A 12,822-nucleotide genomic window follows, 5' to 3' on the forward strand; every position below is an offset into this window, starting at 1 on the left:
GCCAGCACTTTCAGATGCGCTGCCAGTATCCTGGGCACCTGAGATAGAAGGCGCCCGGAAAGGACCGGACGCCTCATTGCTGTTATTTCGCACCTTCAACAGCCGACACGAGTTCCTTCACGGCGTCTTCCGAGGACAGCTGACCGTTGAACTGGCGTGTTACGACGTCATAGATCGCATTCTTCACCGCAGCAGGGTTAGCGTAACCATGCGCCATGGAGCCCAGCATCGTGCCTTTTTCACTCGCTTCCTTTTCGTCAGCGATAGCCTTCTTGCCGCAAGCATCGAAGTCGGTATCAGGCACATCGGTACGAGCCGGAGCGGAGCCCTTCACGACGTTGAATGCCGACTGGAAAGTCGGACTTTCAATCGCCGATGCCATTTCAAGCTGTGCAGGAACCTTGTCTTCCGAGACTTTGAACATGGCAAACATATCGGAGTTGAATGTGATAGCGCCCTGGGTGCCCGGATAGCGCATGCAGACGAAGTCTTCGCCCGGCTTCTTGCCAGCCTTGACAAACTCACCCTTCGCCCAGTCGCCCATGAACTGAAGGCCGGCTTTACCTTCAATGACCATAGCTGAAGCCAGATTCCAGTCGCGACCGGAGAAGTTATCGTCAACATAGGAGCGCAGTTTCGTCATACGATCGAAAGCCTGCTTCATCGTATCGCTGCCGAGCGTTTCGGGATCCAGATCGATGAAGGCCTTCTTGTAGAAATCTGTACCGAAAGAAAGTACTACAGCATCAAATATCGTTGCGTCCTGCCATGGCTGGCCGCCATGAGCGATCGGAGTGATGCCCTGTTCCTTGAACTTATCGAGAAGAGCGATCAGTTCATCCCAGTTGGTAGGCTCCTTACCGCCGGCCTTGTCAAGCGCTCCCTTGTTGATCCACATCCAGTTGGTGGAGTGAACATTGACAGGAGCAGCGATCCAGTGGCCGTCATACTTGGCAAACTCCTGCAGAGGAGCCGGGATGACCTTTTCCCAACCTTCCTTGTTTGCGATCTCATCAAGATTACCAAGAGCACCCTGCTCTGCCCAATCGCGGATGTCGAAGCCGAGCATCTGCACTGCCGTCGGAGCATTACCAGCTGTGACGCGCGCGCGCAGTACTGTCATGGCTTCCGTACCACCGCCGCCGGCAACCGGCATATCGGTCCAGCTAATGCCCTTCTTTTCGAGATCCTTCTTGAGAACGTCGAGCGCGGCGGCTTCACCGCCAGCAGTCCACCAATGCAGAACTTCAACATTCTGCTTGTCCTGCGCACTGGCAACAGGGGTCATTCCGGCGAGCAAAGCACAGGCGGCTGTACCCATCGCGGCGAGCTTCAAAAGTTTATGCATGTCTACCTCCCGTAGAAACAAACGAAACTAAAACTATCGGATATCTGGCCAAGCCTTTGCTTCAGCGCAGTAATCCGTCTCGTCATTCCCATCTGCACCTCTTCGGCACAGACCCGAAACCAGCTGCACCTCACAACCAGTTTCTCCTACTCACTGCCGCAATACGATGCGAAAGCTTCCGCTTTCACCTGTGCCCGGCCATCCCTCACGACGCTTTTCCTGAAATCCTCCATCCCACTCATACGCCGCTTAAGCCCAATTGACAACGTTGTCTTTTAAGGATGTTAAATATCCGCAAGACAAGATGTGAACATAGGATAGGCCCAAACCCTGCCAGCGTGTCAATATCTTCCGATAGATAAAACGCGTAAAATTCAATCGATTAAAACTTCAGGTAGAGCCAGCGCCCTGAAAAACGCTTAGAAATTAAAGCATTGCCACCTCAAGGGCAGCGTTTTACATGGTGCCTCCCATCAAACCAGCACTCTAAAATCCCCCTCATCGACCTGAAATGTCGGGAGTATAAAATTTCCCTTATTTTACTGGACAAGCCCGCGAGGAAACCCTAATTTCACGCCGCTCGCACAATGGTGTGCGGGCTTGTTCTCGGGGCGGGGTGAAACTCCCCACCGGCGGTATGAAGCGAAAGTTTCGAGCCCGCGAGCGCCTGAAAAGATGCCGATTCGGCTTCCGTTCAGGGTCAGCAGATCCGGTGAGATGCCGGAGCCGACGGTTAAAGTCCGGATGGAAGAGAGCGAATGAGCGTTAGGATTGCGCCCTTGGCACAATCAATGCGTTCTTTTGTGCGCCCTGATTCTAGTTTCGTGTGGAACCTATGAACCAGAGCTATCCGAACAAGACTTCCTTCAAGATCGCATTCATTCAGGCCCGTTGGCACGCCGATATTGTCGACGAAGCTCGCAAGAGCTTTATCGCGGAACTGTCCGCAAAGGCTGGCACCAATATAGAAGTCGAAATCTTCGACGTTCCAGGCGCCTATGAAATTCCTCTCCACGCCAAAACTCTGGCCAAAACCGGCCAGTATGCTGCCATTGTCGGCGCTGCGTTCGTCGTGGATGGCGGCATCTATCGACATGATTTCGTGGCAACTGCCGTCATCAACGGCATGATGCAAGTCGGCTTAGAGACCGAAGTTCCGGTGCTCAGCGTTGTTCTGACGCCGCATCATTTCCATGAAAACAGGGAACATCATGAATTTTTCCATGCCCACTTCAAAGTGAAGGGCGTGGAAGCAGCCAATGCGGTGTTGCAAGTCGTTAGCGAACGCAGCCGTATTGCCGCACTTGCATAATGATGCTTCGATCGGCCTTTGCGAAAAGGCCGGTCATTCTCCTGCGATACGCTCTCCGTGGGCATAAACGTCGAATTCAACACCTCGCACCAGTGCAACAAGCGTCAGGTTAGCATCTTCCGCCGTTCGAATGGCAAGAGCTGTCGGCGCGGAGATGGCAGCCAAAACCGGCGCGCCGAACATAACTGCTTTCTGCACCATTTCGACCGAAACACGGCTGGTAATCGCGACGATCCCATTTCCCGGTGCAGTACCGGTAAGCAAGACAGCTCCGACGAGTTTATCCAATGCGTTGTGCCGCCCCACGTCCTCACGTACAGCAATAAGCCCCTCGCCTGGCACATAGAACCCCGCCGCATGAACTGCATGGGTCTCAGCATTCAGTTGCTGCTCTTTCGTAAGAGACGCGACAGCCATTGAAATATCGTTGGAAGAGAATTTCCTATCACCTTGTTCCAAAGCCTCAAGCGACCGCAACGCATGGTCGATTGAATCTATACCACAGAGACCACACCCAACGGGACCGGCCATAAACCTGCGTCGCGCGGCAAGCCTCTGCTCGGGGCGTTCGGAAAGTCTGATCTGTAGGTCTATACCCTTTTCAAAGGCTACGACATTAACCGCTTCTATCTCGGAAATATGGTCAACGATATTCTCGGTGAGCGTGAAACCGATCGCGAAGTCCTCAAGATTATCCGGCGTAGCCATCATTACGGCTTGGGTTGAACCGTTATAGCTGACCGCCACAGGCACTTCTTCCGGGACCATTCGGGTGCTTTCGTGAAAGCTCGACACACGATGCGCGATACGTACAGCGCTCTGGCTAACCTTGTGGATCGTCACCTTAATAGCTCCCCTGTCATCGCATCCGTTCTCCCAGCAGTTTCATGTGGCATGAAAACAACTTTAATGTAAGTTGCCACCGGACAAGCCGTCGCGATTTGAGCGGCAAGTGAGGAAAATATGGATATTCGCCAGGTAGACGACAATTATTCAGTCTCGGGCCAGATCGAGCCTGACGACGTACGCGATATTGCAGCGGAGGGATTTCGCACAATCATTTGCAATCGGCCTGACGGCGAAGGCGGCCCTGAACAACCCGAGTTCAGCGAAATTGCACGTGTCGCCGAAAAAGCCGGGCTTGCAACTTACTACATCCCGGTTGTGGGCGGACAATTGACACAAGAAGATGTGGACGCGATGGCGGCAGCGCTGGATGAAGCTGAGGGCCCCATTCTTGGTTACTGCCGATCGGGCGCACGCTCTACGAATATTTACGGGATCGTGCAGCAGCAAAAGCGCGGATAAAGAACGAGCGCAAGCTATGTGGGCGGTGAAGCCGCAAAGGCATTTCAACAGTCTTTGCAAACATGGCGATCACCGTCCAGAAAGCCGGGTACGACCCGAATGAACACCGCGCGATGTATGAGCGCAATATTGGCGATAATAGCTCATACCGGTACGTGTAACAGTCGCAACAACACCGCCAAGAACGAGAAGCCATCCAATAGCCTGTGGCCAGTTGAAGCTTTCAATCCCGCCGCTCAGCGCGACAATAAAGATACCAGCCCAGAGCAGAGCAGCCGTGCGGCGCCAGAATACCGGGTTGAGCTCATCGAAGACAGCCTTCCACAGTGAGTGAACAAGGCAGGCGAAGAAAAGGGCAGCGGCCAGCCCGATATTGAGCAACTCGACCGGAAGCCATTGTTGCGAAGTAAGCATCGTTTCCATCATCCACTTAACCAAGATGCGTATCGAGGACCCCGTTACGGGATTTGTCTTTACGATCACTAGTACTGTTACTGTTCGTCCTATTCAGCTTTCGCTTTGTGGCCGTAACGTGTTACAAGCACGGAAAGCTCCTTCGGATAAATTCACTTATTATTGCGATCACGCGAAATATCGTGTTGAAAACACTACGCTATTCGCAGTGTTCGACTGCGTTCGATGTGACGCAACCCCTTCCAGCGATTGAGAAATTTGTGGTTCCGGCCCCTGAATATTTCACTATGGAATTTCATTCACAATCGCATCAGATAACAGCTTCGTAACAATTCGGCACAGCAAAGAGGCTCCGGTAACACCGAAGCCTCAAAATTATTCACAAGGTTGCAGTTTATTAGGAAGTCTTTACTTGCCCGCCGCCCTTTTTGCTAGGAAGCCGCGAAGACGGATCCGCTGACGCTGGCGCATTGGCCGGACGCCCGAAAAGAAAGCCTTGAACCTGTTCGCAACCCTCTTCGATCACCATGCGATGCTGGTCAAAGGTTTCTATACCCTCAGCCACCACCGGAAGATCAAGACTACGACCCAACCCGACGATGGCTCGTACAATGGCTCTCGCACTAACATCCGTTTCCATGCTGGTGATGAAACTGCGGTCGATCTTGATCTTGTCGAATGGGAAACTTTGAAGGTTACTAAGCGACGAATAGCCAGTGCCGAAATCATCCATCACGATACGGACACCCAGCTTCTTCATGCGACGCAACAGTTCGAGTGTCGTCAATCGGTCCTTCATCAATGCGGCTTCCGTTACCTCCAGCTCCAATCTCGTAGGATCCAGGCCCGTTTCTAGAAGAACCGAACTCACCGTGTCCGGCAGATTGACCAAACGGAACTGTACGGGGGAGAGGTTTACGGCGATAGTTAAATGCTTTTCCCATCCGGCGGCAGTGCGGCAGGCTTCACGCAGAACCCACTCACCGAGTGGGACAATTACCCCCGTTTCCTCAGCGATAGGAACAAAAACCTCCGGTGGTATCTGGCCACGTTCCGGATGGTTCCAACGAACCAGTGCTTCATAGCCGGTACAACTACCATCTGCTGTCGCGAACAATGGCTGATAGGCAATACTGATCTGACCGCGAACCATGGCGTGGCGCAAATCAGCCTCCATCTGGCGGCGCTCTCTTATTTCGCGGTCCATTTCCGGCGAGTAGAATGCAACCGTACCCCGTCCTTCTGTCTTCGCCCGATAAAGCGCAATGTCTGCCGCATGTCGGATGGCTTCTGCATCCTTGCCGTCATTCGGATACACGGCAACGCCAATGCTGACACCGACAGCAGTCGGATCGAGTACTGTATTCAGTTCCGACCGGAAGGTATCCAGAATCTTTTCGGACAGTTTTCGTGCACCCTTCGGCTGCGGAACCCCGACCTGCAGAATGATAAACTCGTCGCCGCCAATACGTGCTGCCGTGTCTATACCGTTTATGGATCGTTTCAGAATGCTGGAAACCGTCTTCAATACCCGATCACCTTCGGCATGGCCGAAAATATCGTTCACTGCCTTGAACCGGTCCAGATCAAGCGCGAGTACAGCAAAAGGCTCCCGGCTGCGGCGTGCCACTGCGTTTGCGAGACGCTCTTCAAAGAACATTCGGTTAGGTAAATCCGTGAGTGTATCATGCCGCGCCATATGCTCGATCTGACGCTGGGCCGTACGCTTTTCGGTAAGATCACGGACAGCCAGAACTTCGCAGGGACGTCCCTGATACTCAATCGTATGAACCGCGAGTTCAAAGATGCGCTCATCATTTGGAAATTTGGGTGCGGCCTCGATTGCTTCCGGGCGAGAAGCACAGACGGTGAGCCCATCGGCCGCCAGCAACAGAGTATCCGGCGCAACACCGACAAGCGCCTTTTCACTGCGCCGCATGAGATCGGAAAACCGAGCGTTCATCTCGACTATTCCACCATCACGAACGACGGCCAGTCCGTCCAGGGTAGCGTTCGCAAATCCCTTCAAGTCAGTCATGTAACGATCTACAAATACTGCAACAATCGTTGTCAGCGCTACTATACTGACAACAGCGGCAATTGCACCGATCAGCCAGAGACGCCCTATGCCCAGCGGATCAGCAGCAGGAAGGGTCGGGTTTGGAACCAGCTCGGTCGACGCAACTGCAGTAAAGTGGAGCGTGCAAACAGCAAGAATCCCCCCAACGGTCGGTAGAAAAACGCGCATCCAGCCGGCAGTGTTCATCACAAACCAGAAAGCAGCCAGCAAAAGCAGGATCGATATTATGCTGCCAATCAGGATCGGCGGAAGGTCATAGTGAACATCTGCTGCTGCTCTGATTGCGCTCATACCAGTGAAATGCATTGCGGCAATCGATAGGGTTGCTGAAATGGCTGCGATCAAAACGTATTTGAACGCCTTACCATTCAGGAAGCGCACACTCAGCCAAAAGCCAAGTACGGCAATTGCCGCTGAAAGAACCGTGATCGTAAAATCGAACTCGATTGCCACAGTGCCACGATATGCAAGCATCGCCACGAAATGGGTTGCCCACACGCCCAATCCACCCGCAAGCGCGCTTATCGCCAGCCAATTGTCACGGCGGCTTTCCGTGCATTCCCGCGCGCGGACGAGCAACAGAAAGAAAGCAAACATGCTTGTAAATGAGATGGATGCAGCCAAAACCACGAAAGGCTGATCGTGCTGTACTGTTACGCATTCCAGGACTTTAAACATACCGCCCCCTGCGCCCGCCTGAAGTGCCACCATATAAAAATACAGCCAGAAGCATCATTCAGACTGTGCTTTGTTCCCTGAACAAAAGTACCAATAACTATTTAAGCATTTCTGAACTATGATATATATATCGGTCCACATAAGCTGACGTTGCAAGAGTGGATCAAGTACGCTTGCCAAAACGCCGCCCGACACGAGCAAGCAATATCACGGGCAAAATTCCGACTACCACGATGGCAAGCGCCACAATAGACGCTTCCTCATAAGTCCCGCGTGCAGCCTCACCATAAAGATGCGTTGCAAAAGTTTCGACATTAAGTGGACGCAGCAAAAGTGTTGCTGGTAATTCTTTCACACAGTCTACGAATACGAGCAGACCTGCCGCCACAATGGCAGTTCTGGATAATGGCAGATGAACTGCACAGAATGTTTGTGTCACACCGCGCCCTAATGTGCGCGATGCGTGATCCAGCGACAAGGGTATGCGTTCTAATCCGGAATCAATACCACCTGCAGAAATAGCGAGAAATCGGACCACATAGGCATAGATGACCGCTGCGCCTGTCCCAATCAGTACCAATCCGGCGGAATATCCAAAGAAATGCGATGTGAACTGATTGAAGAGATGATCAAAGCCGCCGGCGACCACCAGAATGCCGATGGCGATTACAGTGCCCGGCGCTGCATATCCCATCGTCGAAAAGCGATAAGACCAGCGCGAAATTGAACCCGGAAAAAGTCGGACGGCATATGCGACAAACATTCCGCATATCAGCACCAGCGCAGTCGCGATCGAAGCCAGAGCAACGGTATTAAAAGCTTCGCCGAGCAATCGCAGGGACACACCTGCAAAGCGAATACGTTTTATGGCCTCCACGACCAGATAGATTGCCGGCAGTAGGAATCCGATGACTACCGGCACTGAGCAGAGACAGAACAACCAGATCGCTTGCCCTCGTCTGACTTTCAACGGCTCGAAGCCACGCGAATGGCGGATATTGGAAGCAAAGCGCTGCTTGCGCCGCGCCCAGCGCTCGATTGAAACGAGAGCAACAACCAGAAACAGAAGAGCGAGTGCAAGTTGGGCTGCACCAGGCAGATCGGAACGCGTTATCCAGGTCGTATAAATCGAAACGGTCAATGTGCGAACACCCAGGAACTCGGCAGCGCCCACATCGTTCAATGTTTCCATCAAGGCCAGACTGACACCGACTGCCACTGCAGGCCGGGCAAGTGGCAATGCAACCCGCCAGAAGATGCCCTTGCGGCTTACCCCCAGAGTTCTCGCCGCTTCGATGAGGCTGGCGGATTGGGTGAGAAACATGGCTCGTGCAGGAATATAGACATAGGGATAGAGAACGAAGCCTAGCAGGATGATACACCCGGTCATCGAGCGGACGTCGGGCAATCGAAACTGACGCGGGCTTTCATATCCTAGTACGAAGCGCACAGCACCTTGCACCGGACCAATGGGATGCAGGATATCGAGATAGGCATAAGCGATAATATATGTCGGTACAGCCAATGGCAGCAGAAGCGCCCATTCCAGCACACCCCGACCGCGAAAATCATAAGCTGTGACCAGCCAAGCCATCGACGTCCCGAGGACGGCAGCGATAATGCCAACGCCGGTAAGCAAAATGACTGTTTCGAGAAAAGCCGTTGGCAGGTTGGTGGTAAATAGATGCATCCATAGCCCGGCTGAGCCTTGTATGGCTTCCAATGCAAGGGCGAAAACCGGCAGCAAAACCAGAATTGCGACGAAAACCGAGAACCTTAACCAGCTGCGCCCTGCTCTTGCGGGTTGCAAAACTCGTTTCCGCATGGCTGCAAGGACTTCCATTCGTCTCTCTATAGTGCAACGCCGGCGCATGAACTGCACCGGCGTTATTTTGCTTAACTCGTCAGGCTTTTAGTTGTCGAAACCGACTTTGTCGACCAGTTCACTTGCCTGCTTACGATGGCTGACAATTTCAGACAGCGGAACGCTGTCGATCTTCAGCTCACCGAACGATTCCACGATCGGATCAAGCGGCGCACCCGGCTTTACCGGATATTCGAAATTTGCCTTGGCATAGATCTGCTGAGCCTCATCGGAAACCAGATATTCAAGCAGCTTGACTGCCGCGCCCTTGTTCGGCGCGTTCTTTGCAACAGCCGCACCACTGATGTTAACCTGAGTACCGCCATCCTTGAAAGTTGGCAGCAGAACCTTGATGCCTTCGCCCCAAGCCTTCTGCTCGTCGCCGCCCTTGCCCGAACGCATCAGACCGACATAATAGGAATTGGCGACTGCTATGTCGCAGATCCCCCCGACGATATCCTTAGCTCCGTCACGGTCCCCGCCAGCAGCTTTGCGCGCGAGGTTATCCTTGAGACCCTTGAGCCATTCTTCAGTCTTTTCCGCACCATAGTGCGCAATATAATCCGCGAAGAGAGCGGTGTTGTAAGGGTGCTGCCCCGCACGGATGCAGACTTTGCCCTTCCACTTCGGATCAGAGAGGTCTTCATAATTAATCTTGTCAAGTTCCAGATCCTTGGCTGCATAGACAACGCGAGCGCGCATGGAGAGCGCGAACCAGTTATCCTTCGCGTCGCGAAGCTGCTCCGGAACAGCCTCTTTCAGCACCTTGGAATCGACTGGCTGGGTAAGGCCCTTGTCAACGAGATCGACCAGATTACCGGCGTCGACCGTCATAAGGATGTCAGCGGGCGAATTCGCACCTTCAGAGGTCACACGTTCTGCCAGACCATCCTTCAGGAACACCGTATTGACCGTAATTCCCGTGGACGACTTGAAAGAGTCGAGCAGGGGCTGAATGAGACCCGGTTCGCGTGTCGTGTAAATGTTCACTTCATCTGCGTGGGCGGCTCCTGCGAACAGCGTTACTGCGACGAGGGCGAGACCGGAACGCGCAAATTTGGACATTTTACCTCCAGATGGACATGGTTCATTTTGAATTATGAGCGGACTAATCAAGTTATACGGTGAGGCTCGCTGACGGTCAATTACCCATGCAACTCTAACGGCGTATATTTTCCATCACTTGGGGAAAATGAGCGCCTTATCCCAATGTGGGCATAAAAAAATATCGGTCGCAGAGGCCGGAAGCCTCAATTCTGTACGCACCCGCAACAACGGCGCAGCATCAGTCACCCGTACAACCAATTCTTCGATTTCACCGAGAAACGTTCGCGATTCAACATGTCCATGCAGCACAGCTTCGTTGGATTCAGCATCGGACAGAATCGAGAAGTCGCGCGGACGCAGATAAACAAACGCTTCGGCATTTGGTTCAAGCTGTTCAGCCAGAGCAAGCTCTCCAAAGGGAGTTGCCAGTTTACCGCCTTCAGCTTTGCCCGATATCATATTGAAGTCGCAGAAAAAATCTGCGGCATAACGGTTCGTTGGCCGGTCATGGAGTTCGCGTGCCGGACCGCTTTGAACTATCTTGCCGGAGCGCATCAACACCACACTATCCCCAGTCGACAATGCTTCTTCTGCTTCGTGCGTTACGATAATTGCTGTCGTTCCAAGTTCCCTTAACAAAGCCACTGTCTCACGACGAACCCGGGCACGCAGACCTCTGTCGAGGTTCGAAAATGGCTCGTCCATCAGCAGAAGATGTGGGTTCGGAGCAAGGGCACGGATAAGAGCAACACGCTGCTGCTCACCGCCCGACAGCATATGCGGATAGCGATCCGCCATATGGGAGAGCGACACCAGTTCGAGAAGCTCGGTTGCTCGTGCGTTCGCTTCGTCGCGGGGTATTCTTCGCAAGCCGAACAGGATATTTTCTTTGACCGTCAGATGCGGAAACAAGGCGTAGTCCTGAAAGACCACACCAACGTTCCGCTTTTCCGGCTCAATAAAAACAGATGGTCCGACAAGCTTCTTGCCTCCCATCGTGAGTGTTCCGCTATCTGGAGCATCGATACCAGCGATAATGCGCAACAGGGAGGTCTTGCCGCAGCCCGAATGACCAACCAGACAAATGATCTCACCCGCATGAACATCAAGAGACACGTCATCAAGCGCACGCACTGCGCCAAACTGGCGACCGACACCGGACAGCGTCAGCGCCGGACCGGAATGACCGGAGACCTGTCGTTCATCGTGCGGGTTACGTGCGTCCATAAGCAAGATCGCGTGTCCAGATTGCTGTTCAGGCGGATATAGAGACACATTCTCCAGAAAGCTACCAAAACAGGATAGAATATCTCAGGAATATCGTAATTAAGTATTTCTCTTATAGGTTATCTGGTTGATCGTGAACAAAAAGCGGGCCATGCTCACCATGCTTCCACATACCCAAATCACCCAATCGCATTGCAGGAGAATACCGAAATGGGGCCGGTCACGGATAAGGTGGCGACAGCCGAAAGCTTGCCGCAGGAAACCAAAATCGCCATCATTGGCGGCGGCATTATCGGTGTTTCTACTGCTCTGTTCCTGGCCGAGCGCGGCATTCCCGTCGCTCTTCTTGAAAAGGGAGAGATTGCTGGCGAACAGTCCAGCCGTAACTGGGGCTGGTGCCGCCGCACAGGCCGTGACAGCCGCGAAATGCCGCTCATCGTCGAGAGCATGCGGCTATGGGATGGCATGAACGAACGCACAGGTCGCGAAACGGGCTTTCGCGTTACCGGGATTGCCTATACAGCTGAAAAAGAAGAGCAAATGGCTCTTTATGCTGAATGGATAAAAATCGCCAGCGAACACGGTATCGAAACACAACTTCTCAATACTGAGCAAGCTGCAGCACTTGCACCGGGCGTCAATCGACATCTCGCAGGCGGCATGATTACGCCACTCGACGGTCGCGCGGAACCGCAAAAAGCTGTTCCGGCATTTGCAGCAAAAGCACAAGAGAATGGTGCTGTCATCCTGCAAAATTGTGCGGTGCGCGGTATCGAGACGACCAATGGTCGGGTGACGGCTGTCCTTACCGAAAAAGGCCGCCTGCGCTGTGAAGCAGTGGTCATCGCGGGCGGGGCCTGGTCCAGACTTATCGTTTCCGCTTTTGATGCCCATCTGCCGCAATTGAAAGTTCGTTCATCCGTATTCCGTACAGCGCCTATTGATGCCGGTGTGGAGCCTGCGATTGCATTTTCAGATTTTGCACTGCGCAAAAGGCTGGACGGAGGTTATACAGTCGCAAGCCTTGGAGGCTCCATAGCCGATATCGTGCCCGACAGCTTTCGGTTCTTCCGCGATTTTATACCGTCGCTTTCGACCGAGTGGCGGTCGTTGCGATTCCGGTTTGGCGAACGTTTCTTCGAGGAAGCATTCCAGTGGAAACTTCGTCCCGCCGATCAGGTCTCCATCTTCGAGAAAATCCGCACGCTCGACCCCGCTCCACACAAGGCAGCGAATACTCAGGTCCTTACAAAACTGAAGCAGGCAATTCCTTCTTTCGCGTCGGCCACAATAGCGCAGGAATGGGCAGGCCTCATTGACACAATGCCGGACGTCATTCCGGTCATTTCACCACTTCCAGGCGTGGAAGGGGCGATCGTAGCGACAGGCTTTTCAGGGCATGGCTTCGGTATCGGCCCAGGCGCAGGTAAGCTTGTGGCCGATATGGTCACGGGAGAAACGCCAGTTGTCGATCCTTCAGCGTTTCATATATCGCGCTTTTCAGATGGTTCCAAAATCCGCATCGAAAACTGGGGATAGATCTG

10 protein-coding genes and 1 riboswitch are annotated in these 12,822 nt (G+C 53.3%); of the genes, 3 read left to right on the top strand and 7 right to left on the bottom strand.

The features are described from left to right. Window positions 1–82: 82 nt before the first annotated feature. Window positions 83–1,348, bottom strand: a complete 1,266-nt coding sequence (locus AAE521_RS01710; RefSeq protein ID WP_342060340.1) for an ABC transporter substrate-binding protein — start codon at window positions 1,346–1,348, stop codon at window positions 83–85. A gap of 598 nt (window positions 1,349–1,946) precedes the next feature. Beyond that, window positions 1,947–2,108: riboswitch (FMN riboswitch) on the top strand. A gap of 75 nt (window positions 2,109–2,183) precedes the next feature. Here AAE521_RS01710 and AAE521_RS01715 point away from each other — a divergent pair. After that, complete coding sequence (locus tag AAE521_RS01715; protein ID WP_071632143.1) at window positions 2,184–2,660, top strand: 6,7-dimethyl-8-ribityllumazine synthase; 477 nt, start codon at window positions 2,184–2,186, stop codon at window positions 2,658–2,660. Window positions 2,661–2,693: 33 nt separating this feature from the next. Here the strand turns inward: AAE521_RS01715 and fdhD are convergent, their stop codons facing one another. Further along, window positions 2,694–3,503: a formate dehydrogenase accessory sulfurtransferase FdhD gene (gene fdhD / locus AAE521_RS01720; protein WP_071632142.1), complete on the bottom strand. Its 810-nt coding sequence runs from the start codon at window positions 3,501–3,503 to the stop codon at window positions 2,694–2,696. 120 nt (window positions 3,504–3,623) lie between these two features. Between fdhD and AAE521_RS01725 the strand changes: the two genes are divergently transcribed. Next, window positions 3,624–3,968, top strand: coding sequence for a protein tyrosine phosphatase family protein (locus AAE521_RS01725; protein ID WP_010659007.1), 345 nt, complete (start codon window positions 3,624–3,626; stop codon window positions 3,966–3,968). Window positions 3,969–4,037: 69 nt separating this feature from the next. Here AAE521_RS01725 and AAE521_RS01730 read toward each other — a convergent pair whose 3' ends face one another. The 5 genes from AAE521_RS01730 to AAE521_RS01750 form a co-directional block, all read right to left on the bottom strand. Further along, window positions 4,038–4,394 (bottom strand): hypothetical protein, encoded by a 357-nt coding sequence (locus AAE521_RS01730; protein ID WP_181152406.1) that lies wholly within the window; start codon window positions 4,392–4,394, stop codon window positions 4,038–4,040. Between the two features lie 385 nt (window positions 4,395–4,779). Next, the gene (locus tag AAE521_RS01735; protein WP_071632245.1) at window positions 4,780–7,140 is read right to left on the bottom strand and encodes a bifunctional diguanylate cyclase/phosphodiesterase; all 2,361 of its coding nucleotides are present in this window, start codon (window positions 7,138–7,140) and stop codon (window positions 4,780–4,782) included. A 163-nt stretch (window positions 7,141–7,303) separates the two neighbouring features. Beyond that, on the bottom strand, window positions 7,304–8,983 hold the full coding sequence (locus AAE521_RS01740) for an ABC transporter permease (RefSeq protein WP_374864429.1): 1,680 nt from the start codon (window positions 8,981–8,983) through the stop codon (window positions 7,304–7,306). A gap of 69 nt (window positions 8,984–9,052) precedes the next feature. Next, window positions 9,053–10,069 (bottom strand): Fe(3+) ABC transporter substrate-binding protein, encoded by a 1,017-nt coding sequence (locus AAE521_RS01745; protein ID WP_071632140.1) that lies wholly within the window; start codon window positions 10,067–10,069, stop codon window positions 9,053–9,055. A 114-nt stretch (window positions 10,070–10,183) separates the two neighbouring features. Then, window positions 10,184–11,278, bottom strand: a complete 1,095-nt coding sequence (locus tag AAE521_RS01750) for an ABC transporter ATP-binding protein (protein WP_342060342.1) — start codon at window positions 11,276–11,278, stop codon at window positions 10,184–10,186. A 210-nt stretch (window positions 11,279–11,488) separates the two neighbouring features. On the opposite strand from AAE521_RS01750, the gene AAE521_RS01755 reads away from it, so the two are divergent. Further along, entirely contained in the window at window positions 11,489–12,817 is a 1,329-nt protein-coding gene (locus tag AAE521_RS01755; protein ID WP_071632138.1) for an NAD(P)/FAD-dependent oxidoreductase, read from the top strand. Window positions 12,818–12,822: the final 5 nt, after the last annotated feature.

Origin of the sequence: Brucella cytisi (assembly GCF_038433355.1) — a bacterium.
GTDB lineage: Bacteria > Pseudomonadota > Alphaproteobacteria > Rhizobiales > Rhizobiaceae > Brucella > Brucella cytisi.

Bases quoted from the DNA above. Each gene is read 5' to 3' on its own strand.
- AAE521_RS01710 (WP_342060340.1), bottom strand. From the start codon at position 1,348: ATGCATAAACTTTTGAAGCTCGCCGCGATGGGTACAGCCGCCTGTGCT.
- AAE521_RS01715 (WP_071632143.1), top strand. From the start codon at position 2,184: ATGAACCAGAGCTATCCGAACAAGACTTCCTTCAAGATCGCATTCATT.
- AAE521_RS01725 (WP_010659007.1), top strand. From the start codon at position 3,624: ATGGATATTCGCCAGGTAGACGACAATTATTCAGTCTCGGGCCAGATC.
- AAE521_RS01730 (WP_181152406.1), bottom strand. From the start codon at position 4,394: ATGATGGAAACGATGCTTACTTCGCAACAATGGCTTCCGGTCGAGTTG.
- AAE521_RS01735 (WP_071632245.1), bottom strand. From the start codon at position 7,140: ATGTTTAAAGTCCTGGAATGCGTAACAGTACAGCACGATCAGCCTTTC.
- AAE521_RS01740 (WP_374864429.1), bottom strand. From the start codon at position 8,983: ATGGAAGTCCTTGCAGCCATGCGGAAACGAGTTTTGCAACCCGCAAGA.
- AAE521_RS01745 (WP_071632140.1), bottom strand. From the start codon at position 10,069: ATGTCCAAATTTGCGCGTTCCGGTCTCGCCCTCGTCGCAGTAACGCTG.
- AAE521_RS01750 (WP_342060342.1), bottom strand. From the start codon at position 11,278: ATGGACGCACGTAACCCGCACGATGAACGACAGGTCTCCGGTCATTCC.
- AAE521_RS01755 (WP_071632138.1), top strand. From the start codon at position 11,489: ATGGGGCCGGTCACGGATAAGGTGGCGACAGCCGAAAGCTTGCCGCAG.